At 74.1% G+C, this 17,671-nt stretch carries 15 protein-coding genes and 4 pseudogenes; 5 read left to right on the plus strand and 14 right to left on the minus strand.

Going from position 1 to position 17,671, the window contains the following annotated elements; translation table 11 throughout:
* Window positions 1-10: 10 nt before the first annotated feature.
* A complete protein-coding gene (gene ribA / locus ACIQNG_RS17595) occupies window positions 11-679 on the minus strand; it encodes a GTP cyclohydrolase II (protein WP_401485887.1) in 669 nt (222 codons plus the stop codon).
* Window positions 680-745: 66 nt separating this feature from the next.
* On the opposite strand from ribA, the gene ACIQNG_RS17600 reads away from it, so the two are divergent.
* Complete coding sequence (locus ACIQNG_RS17600; RefSeq protein WP_401424691.1) at window positions 746-1,537, plus strand: creatininase family protein; 792 nt, start codon at window positions 746-748, stop codon at window positions 1,535-1,537.
* A 182-nt stretch (window positions 1,538-1,719) separates the two neighbouring features.
* Here ACIQNG_RS17600 and ACIQNG_RS17605 read toward each other — a convergent pair.
* The 5 genes and pseudogenes from ACIQNG_RS17605 to ACIQNG_RS17625 form a co-directional block, all read right to left on the minus strand.
* Window positions 1,720-2,760: pseudogene (locus ACIQNG_RS17605) on the minus strand (lysylphosphatidylglycerol synthase transmembrane domain-containing protein); the annotation flags it as partial.
* Window positions 2,757-3,614, minus strand: a complete 858-nt coding sequence (locus ACIQNG_RS17610) for an SAM-dependent methyltransferase (protein ID WP_401485889.1) — start codon at window positions 3,612-3,614, stop codon at window positions 2,757-2,759. The gene ACIQNG_RS17610 and the pseudogene ACIQNG_RS17605, both read right to left, overlap by 4 nt.
* The gene (locus ACIQNG_RS17615; protein ID WP_401486309.1) at window positions 3,611-4,768 is read right to left on the minus strand and encodes a glycosyltransferase family 4 protein; all 1,158 of its coding nucleotides are present in this window, start codon (window positions 4,766-4,768) and stop codon (window positions 3,611-3,613) included. Before ACIQNG_RS17615 ends, ACIQNG_RS17610 begins: the two co-directional genes overlap by 4 nt.
* A 50-nt stretch (window positions 4,769-4,818) precedes the next feature.
* Window positions 4,819-5,217 (minus strand): 6-pyruvoyl trahydropterin synthase family protein, encoded by a 399-nt coding sequence (locus ACIQNG_RS17620; protein ID WP_401424693.1) that lies wholly within the window; start codon window positions 5,215-5,217, stop codon window positions 4,819-4,821.
* A gap of 133 nt (window positions 5,218-5,350) precedes the next feature.
* Complete coding sequence (locus ACIQNG_RS17625) at window positions 5,351-6,334, minus strand: zinc-binding alcohol dehydrogenase (RefSeq protein WP_401485891.1); 984 nt, start codon at window positions 6,332-6,334, stop codon at window positions 5,351-5,353.
* A 106-nt stretch (window positions 6,335-6,440) separates the two neighbouring features.
* On the opposite strand from ACIQNG_RS17625, the gene ACIQNG_RS17630 reads away from it, so the two are divergent.
* Window positions 6,441-7,232 (plus strand): CDP-alcohol phosphatidyltransferase family protein, encoded by a 792-nt coding sequence (locus tag ACIQNG_RS17630; protein ID WP_401485893.1) that lies wholly within the window; start codon window positions 6,441-6,443, stop codon window positions 7,230-7,232.
* A gap of 85 nt (window positions 7,233-7,317) precedes the next feature.
* On the opposite strand, the gene ACIQNG_RS17635 is transcribed toward ACIQNG_RS17630, so the two are convergent.
* From ACIQNG_RS17635 to ACIQNG_RS17660, 6 genes and pseudogenes are all read right to left on the minus strand, one after another.
* Window positions 7,318-8,562 carry an MDR family MFS transporter gene (locus tag ACIQNG_RS17635; protein ID WP_401485895.1) on the minus strand — a complete coding sequence of 415 codons (1,245 nt, stop codon included), beginning with the start codon at window positions 8,560-8,562 and terminating at the stop codon, window positions 7,318-7,320.
* Window positions 8,559-10,334 carry an ABC transporter permease subunit gene (locus tag ACIQNG_RS17640; protein WP_401485897.1) on the minus strand — a complete coding sequence of 592 codons (1,776 nt, stop codon included), beginning with the start codon at window positions 10,332-10,334 and terminating at the stop codon, window positions 8,559-8,561. Before ACIQNG_RS17640 ends, ACIQNG_RS17635 begins: the two co-directional genes overlap by 4 nt.
* A gap of 2 nt (window positions 10,335-10,336) precedes the next feature.
* Window positions 10,337-12,001, minus strand: coding sequence for an ABC transporter substrate-binding protein (locus ACIQNG_RS17645; protein ID WP_401485899.1), 1,665 nt, complete (start codon window positions 11,999-12,001; stop codon window positions 10,337-10,339).
* Window positions 12,002-12,009: 8 nt separating this feature from the next.
* Window positions 12,010-12,537, minus strand: coding sequence for a GNAT family N-acetyltransferase (locus tag ACIQNG_RS17650; RefSeq protein ID WP_401424699.1), 528 nt, complete (start codon window positions 12,535-12,537; stop codon window positions 12,010-12,012).
* A 311-nt stretch (window positions 12,538-12,848) separates the two neighbouring features.
* Window positions 12,849-13,007, minus strand: a pseudogene (locus ACIQNG_RS17655) (GTP-binding protein); the annotation flags it as partial.
* 8 nt (window positions 13,008-13,015) lie between these two features.
* Complete coding sequence (locus tag ACIQNG_RS17660) at window positions 13,016-13,753, minus strand: DNA polymerase beta superfamily protein (protein WP_401486310.1); 738 nt, start codon at window positions 13,751-13,753, stop codon at window positions 13,016-13,018.
* A gap of 206 nt (window positions 13,754-13,959) precedes the next feature.
* Between ACIQNG_RS17660 and ACIQNG_RS17665 the strand changes: the two genes are divergently transcribed.
* Window positions 13,960-15,189: an FAD-dependent oxidoreductase gene (locus ACIQNG_RS17665; RefSeq protein WP_401485901.1), complete on the plus strand. Its 1,230-nt coding sequence runs from the start codon at window positions 13,960-13,962 to the stop codon at window positions 15,187-15,189.
* 40 nt (window positions 15,190-15,229) lie between these two features.
* Here the strand turns inward: ACIQNG_RS17665 and ACIQNG_RS17670 are convergent, their stop codons facing one another.
* Window positions 15,230-16,291: a DUF6745 domain-containing protein gene (locus tag ACIQNG_RS17670; RefSeq protein ID WP_401485903.1), complete on the minus strand. Its 1,062-nt coding sequence runs from the start codon at window positions 16,289-16,291 to the stop codon at window positions 15,230-15,232.
* 4 nt (window positions 16,292-16,295) lie between these two features.
* Between ACIQNG_RS17670 and ACIQNG_RS17675 the strand changes: the two are divergent.
* Window positions 16,296-16,778: pseudogene (locus tag ACIQNG_RS17675) on the plus strand (coproporphyrinogen III oxidase family protein); the annotation flags it as partial.
* 11 nt (window positions 16,779-16,789) lie between these two features.
* Window positions 16,790-17,392, plus strand: a pseudogene (locus tag ACIQNG_RS17680) (STM4011 family radical SAM protein); the annotation flags it as partial.
* A gap of 35 nt (window positions 17,393-17,427) precedes the next feature.
* Here ACIQNG_RS17680 and ACIQNG_RS17685 read toward each other — a convergent pair.
* A complete protein-coding gene (locus ACIQNG_RS17685) occupies window positions 17,428-17,667 on the minus strand; it encodes a hypothetical protein (protein ID WP_401424706.1) in 240 nt (79 codons plus the stop codon).
* Window positions 17,668-17,671 lie beyond the last annotated feature (4 nt).

A 17,671-nucleotide genomic window follows, 5' to 3' on the forward strand; every position in this document is an offset into this window, starting at 1 on the left:
CCCGCCCCGATCACGACCAGTGCGCCACCGCGTCCAGGTGGGGCAGATGGTGGTCCAGACGCTCCCGCTTGGTACGCAGATAGGTGATGTTGTCCTCGCACGGCGGGATGAGCAGCGGCACCTGCTCGGCGATCTGGACGCCGTGCCGCAGCAGCGCCTCCCCCTTGCGCGGGTTGTTGGACATCAGCCGCACCGACCGCACCCCGAGGTCGCTCAGGATCGCGGCGGCCACCCCGTAGTCGCGGGCGTCGACCGGGAGGCCGAGCGCCAGGTTGGCCTCCACCGTGTCCAGGCCCTCCGCCTGGAGCGCCATGGCCCGCAGTTTGGCGAGCAGTCCGATACCGCGGCCCTCATGGCCTCTGAGGTAGACGACGACCCCGCCGCCCGCGGCGACGACCGCGCTCAGCGCGGAGGACAGCTGATCGCCGCACTCGCAGTGCTGGGAGCCGAAGGCGTCACCGGTGAGGCATTCGGAGTGCAGCCGGGTCAGTACGTTCTCGGTGCCTATGTCGCCGTGCACCAGGGCCACTTGTTCGTCGCCCCGGTCGTGGTCGAGGTAGCCGACCGCGCGGAACATCCCGTACACCGTGGGCAGCGGGGCATTCACGACCCGTTCCACTCCGGTGCGCTGTGCGGGCTTCGTGGACTTCTTGCCGAGTACGCCGATGTTCTCTGTCATGATCTGATTCCTAAGCTTCCTGAGCTTCTTGAGTTTTCTGAGCAGAGACGAAAGGCCGGGAAAAAGATGGGTGATGCGCGGATAGCCTCGGTGGCGGCGCACGGTCCGCTGCCCGTGGACACCACGGAGGACGTACGGGCCCGGGGCGCGGGTCTGCCGTCCCAGATCGCGGTGCTGCCCGTGGGGAGCTTCGAGCAGCACGGCCGCCATCTGCCGTTGGCGACGGACACCCTGGTCGCCTGTGCCGTGGCCCGGGACATCGCCGCCGCCCACCCGGTGCACCTCCTTCCTCCGGTGACGATCTCCTGCTCGCACGAGCACTCCGCCTGGCCGGGGACCGTCAGCATCTCCGCGGTGACCCTGCACGCGGTGGTCAGGGACATCGCCGACTCACTGCGCCGCTCGGGCGTCGACACACTGGTGGTGGTCAACGGCCACGGCGGGAACTACGTGCTGGGCAATGTCGTCCAGGAAGCCTCCGCGCGCGGTGAGCGGATGGCGTTGTTCCCGGCCCTGGAGGACTGGGAGCGGGCGCTGGAACGGGCGGGGGTGGAGACGTCGTTGCTCACCGACATGCACGCGGGGGAAATCGAGACCTCCGTTCTTCTGCACGCTCATCCGGAAGTGATCCGGCCCGGCTATGAGTCCGCCGATTTCGTCGCCGACGACCGACGCCATCTGTTGACTCTCGGAATGTCCGGCTATACCGATTCGGGCGTCATCGGCCGTCCTTCCCTGGGTTCGGCGGAAAAGGGGAAGGCGTTGCTGGACAGCTTCGTGGATTCCTTCGGGGAACGCTTCGAGTTGCTCACGCGGGGGCCGGGGGGCGACGGGGGTGTCGGGGGCGCCTCGGCGTAGTCGGGGGTGCGGGTGCAGGTGCGGGTGCAAGTGCGGGCGCGGGTGCAGGTGCGGGCGCAGGTGCGGGTGCGGGCTGGGGGCGGGGTCGGGCGGTGGCGGACGGCCAGGACGATCGCGCCCGGGAGGCTCGCCGCGAAGCTCAGCACTCCGTAGACCACCGCCGTCGACAGTCCGGCCTGCGCGCCGAGTCCGGCCGCCGCGAACGCCCACGCGGTGACGCCCTCGCGCGGGCCCCAGCCTCCGACGTTGAGCGGCACGCTCATCGCGAGCAGGGCCAGCACCCCGAGGGGCAGCAGGACCAGGACCGACGCCGGGACCCCGGCGACCCGGGCGGCCACGACGAACAGGGCGAGGTGGCCCGCGAGGACGAGGGCGGAGGTGCCGAGGACGCCGGGGGCGGTGCGGCGGGAGAGGAGGGCCTCGCGGATCTCGGCGGGGAGGGTGTGGCGGGGGGTGTGGCGCGGTGCGCGGGGGTGGGCGTCGCGGGGGCGGGCGTCGCGGGGGCGGGCCTCGCGGGGGCGGTTCATGCGTACGGCGGCCACGATGGCGGCCGTGCCCGCGGCGGCGGTGAGGAGGGGGAGGGCGATCTGGCGGGTCTCGTCGCGGACCGGGGAGGGGAGGGTGAGGAGTACGGCCGTACCGGCGAGGGCGAGGACCAGTTGGCCGGCGGTGCGCTCCAGGACGACGGCGCGGACGCCCCGGCCGCGGTCGCCCTCGCTGTGTCCGTGGCGGACGGCGCGGTGGACGTCCCCCAGCACCCCGCCGGGGAGGGCCGCGTTGAGGAACAGGGCGCGGTAGTAGTCGGCGACGGCCGGCGCCAGGGGGAGGTGGAGGTGGAGGGCGCGGGCCACCAGTTGCCAACGGCGGGCGCTGAGGGTGGTGGTGAGGAGGCCGATGGTGAGAGCGGCGGTGAGGGCGGGGGCGTCGATGCGGGTGAGGCTGTTCAGGAGGGCGTGTGTGCCGAGGTGTTGGATGAGGAGGGCGAGGGTGGCGGCGCCGATCACTGTGCCGAGGTGTTTGTGGCGGGGGGTGGGGGTGGGGGTGGGGGGCGTGGGTTGTGGGGTGGCCGTGCGTCGGGGTTTTTTGCGCAGTTCCCCGCGCCCCTTCGGGGTGGGGGTGGGGGTTGTGGGTGGGGGGGTGCATGTTCGTTGGGGTTGATCGCGCGGTTCCCCGTGCCCCTTCGGGGTGCGCGTTCGTCGGGGGTCGTCGGGGGTGGGGGTCATGTCGGGCCGTTCGTCGGGGGAAGGGCCAGGAGGTCGGTGTGGTGGACGGTGATGTCGAGGGCGGCGGCGTCCAGGGCTTCCAGGCGGGCGGACAGATAGCGGGCGGCCCGGGGTCCCAGGGACGGGGACTGTTCCACCGCCGCCGTCACCCAGCCCCGTAGCCACGCGGTCAGCAACGGGGCCTGCGCCGGGCCCAGGCGCCAGGGGGCGGGCCTGAGGTGGACCTCGGCGCCCCGGGTCGAGAAGGCCGTGGCGGCGGCGGTGACGGCGTCGGGGCCCAGGAGGCCCTCGCGGCGCTGGTGGGCGTTGAACGCCTCGGTGAGTACGCCGTCCAGGGGGTCCTCCGGGGTCAGGTCCACCCGGCCGGCCACCGACAGGGTCAGCAGGGTCGGGCAGCCGGCCGACACGCACGCGGCGGCGAGGGTGTCGATCTCCTCGGCGCGCAGGACGTCCAGCAGCGCCGACGCGGTCACCAGGGACGCGGGGGACGTGCCGGTCAGGGAGGCGGGGGTGAGCCGGGCCAGATCTCCCCCGCGGGTCTCGACGGTGACGGTGGAGCCGTGGGCGGCCGAGCGGGGCGAACCGGCCGCCGCGAGGCGCAGCAGGTGGGGGTCGCGGTCGTGCAGGACCCAGTGCTGGGGGCCGTCCAGGCGGGGGGCGAGCCAGCGGCCCATCGAACCGGTGCCGCAGCCCAGGTCGTGGACGACCGTGGCCGTGCCGTCCGACCCGGCTCGCAGAGCGGCCCGCAGAGGGCCCAGCAGGTCCGTCGCGCGGGCGGCGGCGTCCGCCGGTTCCCGCAGTTCGAGCCACTCGGGCGCGTAGCGCGTCGGCTCCTCGGGGAGTGTCTCCGTCATGCCGCCCTCCGTGGGGAAGCGGTCAGTCGTCCCAGGACGCCCGCCAGGGACCTCGCGGTGGACGCCCAGCCGCCCAGGGCGGCGCGGCGGGCCCTGGCGGCGGCCTTGAGGCGTCGGCGTACGTCCGGTTCGCCGAACCAGCCGCGCAGTTCGGCGGCGAGGGCGGCCGGGTCCTCCGGCGGTACGAGGATGCCGGGCACTCCCCCGTCGGGCGCGCGGCCGACCGCCTCCGGGACACCGCCGACGTCGGTGGCCAGGACCGGGATGCCGCGCGCGAGTGCCTCGGTGACCGCCATGCCGTAGGTCTCGGCGTACGAGGTGAGAACCATGAGGTCGGCGGTGGCGTAGGCGGCGTCGAGGTCGGCGCCCGTACGCGGTCCGGTGAGCCGGATCCGGTCGGTCAGCCCGTGCCGGGCGATGCGGGCGCGCAGGTCGGCGACGTATCCGGGGTCCTGAGTGAGCGCGCCGACACTGTCGCAGGTCCAGGGCAGGTCGGTGACCTGGGCCAGCGCCTCGACCAGCCGGTGCTGCCCCTTGCGGGGGGTCACCGCGGCCACGCACAGGAGTCGGGAGACCCCGTCGGTGCCGGGGGCGAGGGGGGCGATGTCGGCGCCGGGGGTGGCGACATGGACGCGGTCGGGGGCGAGGCCGTGGTGGGCGACGAGGCGGCGGGCCGCCCAGTCGCTGGTGGCGATCACGGCGGGGACGCCGCGCAGCAGGGTGCGTTCGCGGGTGTCCAGGTCCTCGGCGAGGGCGCGGGTGAGGCCCGTCTCGTCGGCGAGCGGGAGGTGGACGAGGACGGCGAGGCGCAGCCGGGCCGCCTCCGGGAGCACGGTCGTGGGGACACCGCAGGCGACCAGGCCGTCCAGGAGTACGACGGCGTCGTCCGGCAACTGCCTTAGCAGCCTGGCGAGTTCGGCGCGGGCCTCGGGTCCGGGGCGTGGCCAGCCGCCGGGCATGAGGTGGCGGTGGACCTGCCAGCCGAAGCCGGGCAGGTCGAGGCTGACCCGGCGGTCGTAGGCGTTGCCGCCGCTCGGGGTGGCCGGATCGTCCACGCCGGCGGGCATGACGAAGTGCAGGGAGCGCAGGGACATGGGGGTGCTGGTCGGGCCGGCCGCCGCAGCGACCCCGGTCACCCCGGTCACCCCGGTCATCCCGGTCCGGTCGGTCACCCGGGTCTGGTCGGTCACCCCCGTCGTCCCGCTCACAGCGCCCGCTCGTGACTCGCCCAGGCGACGTGCGACTCATGGAGTGTCACGGAGAGGCCGGTCAGTCCGCGTGCCCCCTCGCCGAGGGCGCCCTGGTGCACCCGCTCGGCGAGTCGGTCGGCGATGACCTTCGCGAGGAACTCCGTGGAGGTGTTGACGCCCGCGAAGGCGGGTTCGTCATCGAGGTTGCGATAGTTCAGCTCACCTGTGACGGCGCCGAGTTCCCGCGCGGCCAGGCCCATGTCGACGACGATGTTGTCGTCGTCCAGCTCCTCCCGCCGGAAGGTGGCGTCCACCAGGAATGTCGCTCCGTGCAGGCGCTGTGCGGGGCCGAACACCTCGCCGCGGAAGCTGTGGGCGACCATGATGTGGTCGCGGACGGTGACACTGAACAACGCGGGACCCTCCAGACGCAAGGCGTGAACTGCCGGGGAATACGGCTGTTTCCCTTCCCGCGTTCACGAGAGCGCGCGCCTTCTCTCAGGTCAAGCCCGCTTCCCCCGGAGTTGGCCGAGTCCCGACGGCCGGTCAGGGCGTCTGCGGGTACCGCACCCGGTGGCACAGGGCGGGGATCCGGCCGGAGGCGATGAGCGGCATCACGACCGGGAGTTCCTCGAAGGCGCACTCGCCGGTGACGAGCGCGTCCAGGCGGGGGTCGGCGAGCAGGTCGAGGGCGAGGGCGAGCCGGTCGGCGTAGCCGCGGGTGGCGCTGCGGGCCGGGGAGACGGTGCCGACCTGGCTGCTGCGGATGACCAGTCGCCGGGAGTGGAACGCCTCGCCGAGCGGGAGACCGACCCGCCGGTCGCCGTACCAGCTGAGTTCGACGACCGTGCCCTCGGGGGTGAGCAGGTCCAGGGCGCGGGCGAGGCCGCGCTCGGTGGCGCTGGCGTGCACGACGAGGTCGCAGCCGCCGAGGGCGTCCTCGGGCGCGGCGAAGTCCACGCCGAGCGCGGCGGCGATCTCGGCGCGGGCGGGGTCGGCGTCGACCAACTGCAGCCGGACGCCGGGGAAGCGGGTGAGGAGCGCGGCGACCGAGCAGCCGACCATGCCGCCGCCGACCACCGCGATACGGTCGCCGATCAGCGGTGCCGCGTCCCACAGCGCGTTGACGGCGGTCTCGACGGTGCCGGCGAGGACCGCCCGCCCGGCGGGCACGGAGTCCGGTACGGGGGTGACGGCGGTGGCGGGGACGACGTAGCGGCTCTGATGCGGGTAGAGGCAGAAGACGGTGCGTCCGAGCAGGTCGGAGGGGCCCTCCTCCACCTCGCCGACATTGAGGTAGCCGTACTTCACGGGGGCCGGGAAGTCGCCTTCCTGGAAGGGCGCGCGCATCTGCGCGTGCTGGCTGCCGGGGACTCCGCCGCGAAAGACGAGGCTCTCGGTGCCGCGGCTGATGCCCGACCACAGGGTGCGGACGACGACCTCGCCGTCGGCGGGTTCCGGGAGCACGGTCTCCCGCAGTCGGCCCTCACCCGGGCGGTCGATCCAGAACGCCCGCGCGGTGCGCTTCATCCGCATCCTCCTGAACGATCGGGAAGCTGTCCACGTACCTGGTGTGCACAGGCCGCGCACAGTACGCGGCGTCGAACGACTCTGTCACACGGCCGGAGGATGCGCGGTGGCCCTGAACAACACCTTGGGAGTGCGGCCGGTTCTTCAGGAACCGGCGGTCGGCGCGGGGGCCCAGCTTCTGCTGCTGGCCCTGCTCGGGTCCGCGTTCGGGATCGGGACGGCGGGGCTGCTGAGCGGGCTGGTCTTCGCGCTCGCCCTGTGGGCGGTGCTGACGGTCGCGCTGCGCCGCTCCCGGCTGAGCAGGTTCGGTCCGGCGAACCGGGTGACGCTCGGCCGGGCCATCCTGGTCGGCGGGGTGACCGCGCTGGTCGCCGACTCGTTCCGGTCCGCGCCGCCGGTCACCCTGCTGGTCGGGCTGACGGCCGTGGCGCTGGTCCTGGACGGGGTCGACGGCAAGGTGGCGCGGCGCACGGGCACCTCGTCCGCGCTCGGCGCGCGCTTCGACATGGAGGTCGACGCGTTCCTGATCCTGGTGCTGAGTGTGTACGTCTCCATGGAGTTGGGGCCCTGGGTGCTGGTGATCGGCGCGATGCGGTACGTCTTCGTGGCGGCGGCCCGGGTCTGGCCCTGGCTGACGGCCCCGTTGCCGCCGAGCACGGCCCGTAAGACGGTCGCGGCGCTGCAAGGGGTGCTGCTGCTGGTCGCGGGTGCCGGGTTGCTGCCGGGTGCGGTGAACGCCGGGGTGGCGGCGGTGGCGCTCGCGCTGCTGGTGTGGTCGTTCGGGCGGGACGTGGTGGGGCTGTGGCGCGGGTCGCGGGTGCGGGTGCGGGTGCGGGTGGTGACCGTGGTGGTACGGGGTGGGGGGCGGGAGCCGGTGCTGGAGACCGTGGCGGGCTGACGGCGGCGGGAGCCGGTGCTGGAGAGCGCGGCGGGCTGACGGCGGCGGGAGCCGGTGCCGGAGAGCGCGGCGGGCTGACGGCGGCTCAGGCCGGGGCCGTCCGCGGGGCCGTCCGTGGGGCGGGGCGCGGCAGGAGGCCCACGGCTCCCGCCGCGACGGCGGCCAGCACCAGCCACGGCACCGGGGCCGGCAGCCCGGAGTCCAGCAGCAGGCCGGTCGCCGCGCTCCCCACCAGCACGATCAGACCGGACACCGACGACAGGGCACCGGTGTACAGGCCCAGTCGCCCCTCCTCCGCCAGATCGGGCACCCAGCCCCGGGCCGCGGGCGCGACCAGCATCTGCCCCAGGGTGAGCAGGACGACGAACCCGGCGCCGGGCAGCAGTCCCGCCGCACCGGACCGTCCGGCGGGCAGGGCGAGGGCGACCACCGCGAACCCGGCGGCGATCAGCAGCAGCCCGGCCGCCATGGACGTACGCGGCGCGAGCCGCTCCCCCACCCATCGGGTGAGGGGCAGTTGCGCGGTGACCACCAGCAGCGAGGACAGCGCGAACAGCCAGGCCAGCGCCTGCTGGGAGCCGGTGGCCCGCTCGACCTCGGCGGGCAGCGCGAGGTAGAGCTGGTTGTAGGCGAGCAGGTAGGTCCCGTAGGCGCAGCACAGGGCGAGGAAGCGGCGGTTGCGCAGGAGCAGTGCCGTACCGCCCGCGAAGCGGACCGGCGGCCGGTCGGGGACGCGCTGCGGCAGCAGCCGGGCGTGCCCGGCGAGGACCAGGACGAAGACCCCGGCCCCGGCGAGACACACGGTACGGAAGTCGACCGCGAGCAGCAGCGCCCCGAGCAGCGGTCCGACGAACGCGCCGGCCTGTCCGGCCGCGGTGAACAGGGCGAGCACCCGGGTACGGGAGCCGCCGCCCGCCGCCTCCCGCAGCACGGCCTGCCGGGCGACCTCGGACTCGACGGCCGGGGAGAACAGCGCGGCGGCGAACCCGATCAGGAGCACCGCGCCGATCACGGCCCAGGTCCGCTCGGCGAACCCGAGCCAGCCGAATCCGGCGATGCGCAGCAGACAGCCGGCGAGCACCACGGGCCGTATCCCGTAGCGGTCGGCGAGGGCCCCGCCGACCACGAACAGGCCCTGCTGGCTGAAGGTCCGCAGCCCGAGCACGAACCCGACCAGCCAGCCCGCCATCCCGATCGCCGTACCGAGGTGGTCGGCGAGGAACGGCAGCACGGCGAAGAAGCCGATGTTGAAGGCGAGCTGGGTGAGGACGAGCAGCCGCAGCAGCGGGGACAGCGGTGCGGAGCGCGGCCGGGTCGTGCCGGGACTCACCGCGCCCCGGCCCCCGCCGGCTCCTTCGCGGGTACGGGCCTTGCGGGTACGTCCCCCTCCCGCGTCCGGCGTCGGGGCGGCCGTACCCCGCCCGCCGTGCTGACGGCGAGCGCGCCGAGCAGGGCGAGGACGGCGGCGGGGGCGAGGACGGCCCAGGGGGCGCGTTCGGCGTAGGGCTGGTTCTCGGCGAGGAGCAGGCCCCACTCGGGGGACGGCGGCTGGGCGCCGAGGCCGAGGAAGGCGAGGGAGGCGAGGGTGAGGGCGACGCCGGGCAGCCGGAGCAGGGCGTGGCGGGTGACCGGCGGGAGGACGGCGGGCAGGAGTTCGTGCCGGAGCAGGTACCAGGGGGTGGCGCCCAGGGAGCGGGTGGCGGTGATGTGCAGGGCGGCGCGTTCCTGGCGGAGCAGGGCGGAGGTGTGGGCGGCGAGCGGGGCCCAGGCGACGGCGGCGACGGCGAGGGCCGGGGTCCAGGTGCCGCGTCCGGCGAGCGCGGTGACGAGGAGGGCGCCGAGGACGGGCGGGACCGCGTTGACCGTGTCGGCGAGCGGGCCGGAGAGCCGGGGCAGCAGCCCGAGCGCGACGCCGGTGAGCAGGGTCACGGCGGTGATGGCGAGGGCGAGCAGCAGGGTGTCCAGGGCGCCGTGGGCGACGCGGGCGAGCAGATCGCGGCCGAGGGCGTCGGTGCCGAACGGGTGGGACCAGGAGGGCGCTTCGAGCCGCCGTCCGGTGTCGAGGGCGAGCGGGTCGCGGGGCAGTCCCGCGGCGATGACGGCGAGCAGGACGGCGGCGAGGGCGAGCGGCAGCAGGCCCCGCGCGGGCGGGGTGCGGCGGTGCAGGGTGGGCAGTGCGCCGTCGTCCAGGGCGGGGCCGATCAGGAGCCGGGCGGCGAGACGGGCGGCGCCGGTGGCCGCCGCGGCGAGCAGGACGAGGGCGAGGGTGCCGGCCTGGAGGACGGGGAGGTCCTGGGCGAGGGCGGCTTCCAGGGTGGTCCGGCCGAGGCCGGGGATGTCGAAGATCTGCTCGACGGCGACGGCGCCGCCGGTGATGCCGACGACGAACAGTCCGGCGTTGGGCAGCAGCGCGGGCAGGGTGCGGCGGACCGCCTGGCGGGCGATGCGCCGCGGGGGTATGCCCCGGGCGGCGGCGGCCTGCGCCCAGGGTTCGGCGAAGGCGCCGGGCAGGAGGTCGTCCAGGAGTCTGCCGAGCACGGCCCCGGCGGGCAGACCGAGGGCGAGGGCGGGCAGCAGGGTGTACTGGGGGCCGTACCAGCCGAGGGCGGGGAGCCAGCCGAGCTGGACGCCGACGACGGTGGCGAGCACGGACGCGGTGAGGAACTCGGGCAGCGCGGCGAGCACGGCGGACCCGGTGGCGCCGCGCCGGCCACGGCCCCCGGTGCGCAGGGTGCGGGCGCAGACGAGGGCGGCGGTCAGCGCGGCCACGGCCAGGGCGACGGCGGTCAGCAGCAGGGAGACGCCGAGTGCCTGGAGCACGGTCGGGGTGACGTCCGCGCCCGAGATCCAGGACTGTCCGGCGTCGCCGCGCGGCAGCCCGCCGAGCCACTCCCCGAGCAGGTGGAGCGGGCCGCGGTCGAGTCCGAGCTGGGCGCGGATCGCGTCGAGGACCTCGGGGGTGGGGTCGCGGTCGGCGGAGCGGGCCTTGAGCACCGTGAGCGCGGGGTCGGTGTGCGCGAGCCACGGCAGCAGGCCGACGAGACAGACCAGCAGCGCGGCGAGACCGGCACGCCACAGCAGCGTGCCCACGGTGCTCCTCATCGTCAGCGCCGGGTGCCGGTGGTGACGAGGGTGCGCTCGTAGGGGTCGAGGAGGACGCCGCGCACGGACGCGCCGACGCCGGTGATGATCCGCTGGTGGACCAGCGGGACGACGGCGTCGGTGCCGAGGAGGCGGGCCTCGGCGGTCATGACGGCGTCCCGGCGCTGGTCGGTGTCGGCGGTGGCCTCGGCCTTCGCCACGGCCTGGTCGACGCCCTTGTCGCAGAGCAGGGCGAGGTTGTAGCCGCCGTCGCAGCCGTAGTCACCGGCGAGGATGGCGACCGGGTCGCCGGTGTCGACCAGGCTGTTGCGGGCGAGGACGAACGCGTCGAACTCGCCGTCGAGGGCGTCGCTCTCGATCCGGGAGTACTCGCGGACGTCGAGGGTGACCTTGAAGCCGGCCTTCTCCAGTTGCTGCTTGAGCACCTGGGCGACCTCGGGCAGTTCGGGCCGGTTGTCGTAGGTGGCGAGGGTGATGCCGGTGCCCTCGGGGTCCTTCGCCCGGGCCCGTCCGGTGGGCTCCTTCCGCTTGCCCTCGGCCCAGCTCACGGCGGGCCCGTAGACGCCGACGCCGGGGTCGGCGTGGCCCTCGTAGACGCCCTCGGCCAGTGCGGCGGGGTCGACGGCGGCGCGGGCGGCGGCGCGCAGCCCCGGGTCGGCGAAGACGCCCTTGTCGCTGTTGAGGAGCAGGTTGGTGGTGCGGGTGGTGGCGGTCTCGCGGACCGTCTTCTGGTCGAGGGTGGCGGCCTGGGCGACGGGGATCGCCTCGGCGATGTCCACCTGTCCGGTGCGCAGGGCCGCGGCGCGGGCGGTGCCGTCGGCGATGAAGCGGACGTCGATGCCGGGGGCCTGGGCGCGGCCGTCCCAGTGGTCGTCGTTGCGTTCGAGGGTGGCGGAGCCGCTGCCGGACACCTCGGTCAGCTCGAAGGGGCCGGTGGCGGTGCCGAGCGGGTCGACGCGGTCGCCGTCGTACGCCGTGGCGGCGAGGACGGCGAGGTTGGGGCTGGCGAGACGCAGCGGGAGGACCGGGTCGGGGTCGCCGGTGGTGATGCGTACGGCGTCGGCGCCCTCGGCCTTCGCGGTGAGGGTGATGCCGGAGAGTGCGGCGGGCCGGGGTTCGGCCCCGGCGGCGTGGGTGAGGGCGGCGGCGACGGCGGCCGGGGTGACCTCGGTGCCGTCCTGGAAGACGGCCTCGCGCAGGGCGAACCGCCAGGTCCGGTCGGACTCCCGCTGCCAGGACTCGGCGAGGGCGGGCGCGGCGGCCCCGTTGGCGTCGAGGGAGGTCAGTCCCTCGGTGATGCCGAGGCGGCTGAGGATCGTGGCGTCGGCGCCGTACGGGGAGAGCTGCTCGGCGGGCGGGAAGGCGAGCGCGACCCGCAACCGCTCACCGCCGCCGTCGGCACCGGAGCCGGAGCCGCCGGAGCTGTCGGAGTCGGGGCCGGAGGCGAAGCAGCCGGTGAGCAGGGGTGCGGCGAGCAGGGGGGCCAGCAGACGGTGGCGCCGCGAGAGGGTGGCCCGTCGCCGGGGGGTGGACGGTCGCTGGGGGGCGGACTGTCCCTGGGGGACGGACGGTCCCTGGGGGACGGACGGTCCCTGGGGGACGGACGGTCCCTGGGGGGTGGACGGTCCCTGGGGGGTGGACGGTCGCTGGGGGGTGGTGGAACGCATGGACTTGGCTACCGCCCGATCGGTATCTCGAAGTGGATGATCCCCTGCCCGCCACCGGGATCGTCCCGTTCGTCGTGCACGACCTTGCCCAGGGACCGCCAGAACGCCTCGGCGCCGGGTACGGCGGGGTCGGTGTGCAGATACACCGACCGGTACGCGTGGTCGGCGGCGAAGTCCAGCAGTTCCTCGACCAGCCGCCGCGCGATGCCGCGCCGCCGGTGCTCGGGCCGTACGTAGATCCGGCGGAGCTGCGCGGTCGGCCCGGACGGGTAGCGCGCGGCGAGGTGCGCCGGGTTGGGGGGATGCAGGGGGCCGCGCGAGTCCAGCGCCCCGGTGGCCACGACCTCGCCCTCCTGGAGGGCCACGAGGAGGGTGTGCCGGTCGGGGGTGAGGTAGGCGGCGGCCGGGTCGACGATGTCGCCGTGCCACCGCGGTACGTAGCCGGTGCCGAAGTCCCGGTAGACGGTGTCGAGCATGACAGCTCGCGCACCGTCCACGTCCTCCGGCCCCGCCGTCCTGATACTGGTCTCGCGCACTTGCACATAGTACGCAACAGGTAAAAGTGGCTGATCAGGTACCTGCCTGTGTGGTGCGCGTGTGCTAGTGCACCCGGTCTGGGCGCGGCCGGGCCAGGGCAGTCCGGAGCGGTCGAGGGCGGTCGAGGGCGGGCCAGGCGTGCCCGGTCGGGGTGTCTGGCCGCCGCCGCCCACCCCCGCCGGGTGCTCGCGGATGAGGTCCGCGAAGTGGTGGCCGGAACTCTTGATGGTGCGCCGCTGGGTGCGGTGGTCGACATGGACGAGGCCGAAGCGCTTGTCGGCGGACACCATCAGCAGGATGAGGGGGGCCTCCGCGGCACACCGTGCCGGTCCGCCGGCCGCCACACGGACTCGCTCTGCGGCTCCGTCCCGGCCACCGCGTCGAATACCGCGATCGCGCCGTCCAGCACCCGCAGCGAGCGTTCCACCTCGTCGGCGAAGTCGACGTGGCCCGGTGCGTCGATGAGGTTTCCTCACCTCACCCCACCTCGTAGAAGCGTCTCCGCACTCCTCTGAGCCAGCTCTCCGCCGCCCGCTCGTCCGGCTGTTCCGGCAACGCACTGCGGGTGCTGTCGAACGCCTCCTCGAACGAGCGCAGCAGCGGGCGTGCCACCTCCGGATCGGCGGCGACCTGCTCACCGAAGCGGTGGAACTCCTCCGGGTCCTCCACCTCGATGGTCAGCCGTCCGCTCCGGTACAGCTCATACCCCTGATGGCAGAGCCGCTTGAGATGCCGGGCGTGCTTCGCCGTGCGCTTGCGGGTGTCGGCCGAGAAGGAACCGTCCGCCCTCCCCTCCAGCCTGCGGAACTGCTGGGTGGCATAGCCGAGGTAGGCATCGCGGACCCGCCGCGCCCCGAGGAACGTCGTACGGATGCCGATCAGCTCCTCCCCCGACCCGGTCCGCACCTCGTACAACTCCTCCGGCAGCCACACCAGTTCCAGCACCGTGGGATTTCCGCTGAGCGCCAGCCGGCACCACTTGGCCGCCTCGTGCAGGGTGATGTCCGGCGCGGTGCCGACGTAGGACTCCTTGGGCGGGCGCAGCCCGTGGAGTTCCTCGGTGGGTGCCGCGAACAGCCCGAGCCGGTCCACGTCGGACCCCTCGCGGGCGAGTCCGTACGCCGTGGAGCCGACGATGCCGGAGAGCAGTACGTTCGGCACGCTTTGCGGCGCGGACGCCTCCGCCTCCGTGTTCCTGACCTCTGTCTCTGTCATCATGCCCCCGTCAGTGTCATGGTGTCCGCGCCTCCGTGAACCGGGCGGCGGAACGTCAGCATGCACGCCCCCACCCACCGCCGACCTCTCATTTTCCGGCCCCCGAAGTGACGGGGGACGGCACCACCACCCCCCGGCCGCGGCCCCCGGGCACCGCTTCCCGCACCTCACCTCACCTCACCTCACCTCACCGAGAGGAGCCGATCGTGCCGCCGACGACCACGCCCGGCCGATGCTGTGTCGTCGGCGGTGGCCCCGCCGGGATGATGGCGGGCCTGCTGCTGGCGCGGCAGGGCGTGGAGGTGACCGTCCTGGAGAAACACGGCGACTTCCTGCGCGACTTCCGCGGCGACACCGTGCACCCCTCGACCCTCCAGGTCTTCGAGGAACTGGGGATGATCGACGAATTCCTGCGGATCAAGCACAGCAAGGTCACCACGATCCGTATGGAGACCCCCACCGGGACGACGACCTTCGCCGACTTCTCCAGGCTGCGCGGACGCTTTCCCTACGTCGCCTTCATGCCGCAGTGGGACCTCCTCGACTTCCTCGCCCGCAAGGGGCGTGAACTCCCCGCCTTCCGCCTCGTCCAGAGCGCCGAGGTCACCGACCTCATCCGCGAGGGCGACCAGGTGCGCGGAGTCCGGGCGGACACCCCTGACGGCCCCTTGGAGGTCCGCGCGGACCTCGTCCTCGCCTGCGACGGACGCCACTCCACCGTCCGCCGCGCCGCCCGGCTCCCCCTGTCGGCCGACGAGGTCCCGATGGACGTGCTGTGGTTCCGTGTGAGCCGAGAGCCCGACGAGGCCGATGGCCTCCTCCACTCCGGCCCCGGCTACCTCCTCATCACCATCGACCGCGACGAGTACTGGCAGGTGGCCTACGTCATCCCGCGGGGCACCTACGACGCCGTGCGTGCCGCCGGTCTCGACGGGCTGCGCGACCGCGTCGCCGCCGTACGCCCGGGCCTCGCGGACCGACTTGAGCGGGAGCTGACCGACTGGGACCAGGTCAAGCTCCTGAACGTACGGGTCGACCGGCTGCGCACCTGGTACCGCCCCGGACTGCTGTGCATCGGTGACGCCGCCCACGCGATGTCTCCGGCCGGCGGGGTCGGTATCAACCTCGCCGTCCAGGACGCGGTGGCCGCCGCCCGCATGCTGGGCCCGGTCCTCAGGGCCGGCCGCACCCCGACCTCCCGGGAACTGGCCGCCGTCCAGCGACGCCGGATGTTTCCGGTGAAGGTCGTCCAGGCCGTGCAGGTGCGGATGATGGGCGACCTGTACCCCAGGGAAGATGACCCGGACGGGACCCGGGGCGGGGGCTCCGCGCTGGAACGGTCACCGGTCGCGCGCATGATGCGCCGGTTCCCGTTCCTGACCGGCTGGACGGCCCGGTTCATCGGATGGGGCCTGCGACCGGAGCATGTGAACTGACCCGGGCCTCAGCCCTCACCCCCAGCCCCCAGCCCCCGGCTCACGTCTCCCGCTGCGGCACATACTCGGCCTCCTCCAGCCCGAAGGTCCACGCGACACCTTCCCGCGCGGTCCGGGTGCTCGGCGGCACCCGCAGCCAGTAGGTGCGGTAGGTGCCGTCCGGCTCCGGGGTGGAGTTGACCACCTCGACCGTCACCATCGGCTCGTCCCCGGCCAGGTCGATGCGCCAGAGCACACCCGCCTCGTCCCGCTGGACGGGCTCGGCGCCCGACTCTCTCAGGTAGCGGTCGTAGCCGTAGTGCTCCAGCATCACGCGGCGCAACTCGGCGTTCTCCTCGTCCCGTATCCGCTGCGGAGTCAGTCCGGCCAGCTCGGTCAGGAACTCGGCCGGGACCGGCATCCCGCGCCACGCGTACAGGGCGAATCCGTCGGGGTAGGCGAGCGCCGGGCCGTCCCCCCGGTCGAGTCGGCCCGCCTCGTCCCGGTACAGCTCGACGGGTCGCTCACTGAGGATCGCGGTCCTCTCGTACGGCCACCACCAGCCCGCGTTCCGGGCGACCGCCAGGATGCCCGCCAGCGGCTCGGCGCCCTCCTGGCCGTCGAACGCCGCCAGCCAGGCCGCATCGTGCTGGCCGAGTACCGCGTCGAGCAGGATGAGCCGGACGGCCGACGCCCCGCCCGCCGCCGAACCGACCTCGACATCGGCCTCCGCCTCCGCCTCCGCCCCTGCCCCTGCCCCTGCCTCGATCACGCCGGTGCGGATGCGCTCGCTCAACAGGTTCATGCCGTCCCACAGCTGCGCCCCCGTCAGGGCCCAGTGCTCGGCCCACGCGGCGGGGCCGAGCCGGTCGAGGACCCGCTCGCGGACAGCGGCCCACGGTCGGCTGCGTACCGCGTCACGGACACTGACACCCGCCGTCCCCTCCTCCATGAGCCGCGCGGCCGAGGCGGCGCCCTCCCTCGGGGAGCCCACCCACACGATCCGCTCCGGCTCGGACAGACCCGCCAGGCGGTAGGCCAGCCGTACCCCTTCCTCGGCGGCGGCACGGTCGGCGGGCCCGGTCGCCGCCGCCACCTCACGCCACCTCCCCGCGGCATCCACCGGCGCGGACGCCCCCGCCGACGGCGGCGGTGACTACGCCTGCCAGACCGACGGCATGGTGGGGCTGGGCTGCGGCGCCCGCTCGTACACCTCAGGGCTGCACTACTCCTTCGACTACGCGGTGGACATGCACCGCATACGCGGGATCATCGACGCATACACCGCGCGCTCCGTCGACGCCTTCCGGCACGCCGACTTCGGCTGGGAGATGACACCGGAGGAGGCCCGCCGCCGTCATCTCCTCCAGTCGCTGCTCCAGGCCGAGGGACTGCGGGTCGCGGACTACACGTCCCGCTTCGGCGCCGCGCCCGGCGACGACTTCCCCACCGAGCTGGAGCGCTTTGCCGACCGGGGCTGGCTGGACGGTTCCACCGGCCCCGACCTGCTGCGGCTCTCCCCGGAGGGGCTGGCCCACTCGGACGCGGTGGGTCCCGAACTGTTCTCCGCCGGCGTGCGCGACCGCATGGCCGCCTACGAGGTGAAGTGACCCGAGCAGCCATGGACCTGACGATCCTGTACCGGGGCCCGCTGGCGTCGTGCGACTACGACTGCCCGTACTGCCCATTCGCCAAGCGCCGCGACAGCCGCGCCGAACTGACCGCCGACCGTGCCGCGCTGGAGCGCTTCGCCGCCTGGGCCGCCGATCAGCGGGACGACCGGCTCTCGCTGCTGTTCACTCCGTGGGGCGAGGGCCTGGTCCGCTCCTGGTACCGCCGTACGCTCACCGAACTCTCCCGGCTGCCCCACATCCGCCGGGTGGCCATCCAGACCAACCTCAGCTGCCGTACCGACTGGCTGGCCGACGCCGACCTCGACACCCTCGCCCTGTGGTGCACCTTCCACCCCGGGCAGACGCCGTACGACCGTTTCCTGGCCAAGTGCCACGACCTGGCCGCCCGAGGTGTCCGGCACAGCGTCGGCGTCGTGGGCCTGCCCGAACATCTGGAGCAGGCCCGGCGCCTGCGGGCCGATCTCCCCGCGCGGGTCTATCTGTGGGTCAACGCGGCGGAGGGCCGTACCTACACCGACGCCGAGGCGGACGAGTGGACCGGCCTCGACCCGCTCTTCCCGTACAGCCGCCATCCGCACCCGAGTGCCGGGTCCGTGACCGACCGGACCCGGCACCGTCGGGCACCTCACTCCCCCCACTCGCCCGCCTTCTCCTTCCCTTCCGCCGTGTAGCGGAGCAGGAAGGCGAAGACGCCGGCCAGTCCGGCCAGGACGCAGGCGAGGTCGGCGACGTCGGTGCCGAAGCCCGTCATCAGTTCGGCGGAACCGACGGCCATGGCCACCGTCTGGCCCGCGACCACGACGACTCCGCCGATCAGGAAGAGCGCGACGAGAACACGGGAGGCGTTCAGACAGATCGTGTACATCCGG

Origin of the sequence: Streptomyces sp. NPDC091377 (assembly GCF_044757045.1) — a bacterium.
Taxonomy (GTDB): domain Bacteria; phylum Actinomycetota; class Actinomycetes; order Streptomycetales; family Streptomycetaceae; genus Streptomyces.

Bases quoted from the DNA above. Each gene is read 5' to 3' on its own strand.
- ribA (WP_401485887.1), bottom strand. From the start codon at position 679: ATGACAGAGAACATCGGCGTACTCGGCAAGAAGTCCACGAAGCCCGCA.
- ACIQNG_RS17600 (WP_401424691.1), top strand. From the start codon at position 746: ATGGGTGATGCGCGGATAGCCTCGGTGGCGGCGCACGGTCCGCTGCCC.
- ACIQNG_RS17610 (WP_401485889.1), bottom strand. From the start codon at position 3,614: ATGACGGAGACACTCCCCGAGGAGCCGACGCGCTACGCGCCCGAGTGG.
- ACIQNG_RS17615 (WP_401486309.1), bottom strand. From the start codon at position 4,768: ATGACCGGGGTGACCGGGGTGACCGGGGTCGCTGCGGCGGCCGGCCCG.
- ACIQNG_RS17625 (WP_401485891.1), bottom strand. From the start codon at position 6,334: ATGAAGCGCACCGCGCGGGCGTTCTGGATCGACCGCCCGGGTGAGGGC.
- ACIQNG_RS17640 (WP_401485897.1), bottom strand. From the start codon at position 10,334: ATGAGGAGCACCGTGGGCACGCTGCTGTGGCGTGCCGGTCTCGCCGCG.
- ACIQNG_RS17645 (WP_401485899.1), bottom strand. From the start codon at position 12,001: ATGCGTTCCACCACCCCCCAGCGACCGTCCACCCCCCAGGGACCGTCC.
- ACIQNG_RS17660 (WP_401486310.1), bottom strand. From the start codon at position 13,753: ATGACAGAGACAGAGGTCAGGAACACGGAGGCGGAGGCGTCCGCGCCG.
- ACIQNG_RS17685 (WP_401424706.1), bottom strand. From the start codon at position 17,667: ATGTACACGATCTGTCTGAACGCCTCCCGTGTTCTCGTCGCGCTCTTC.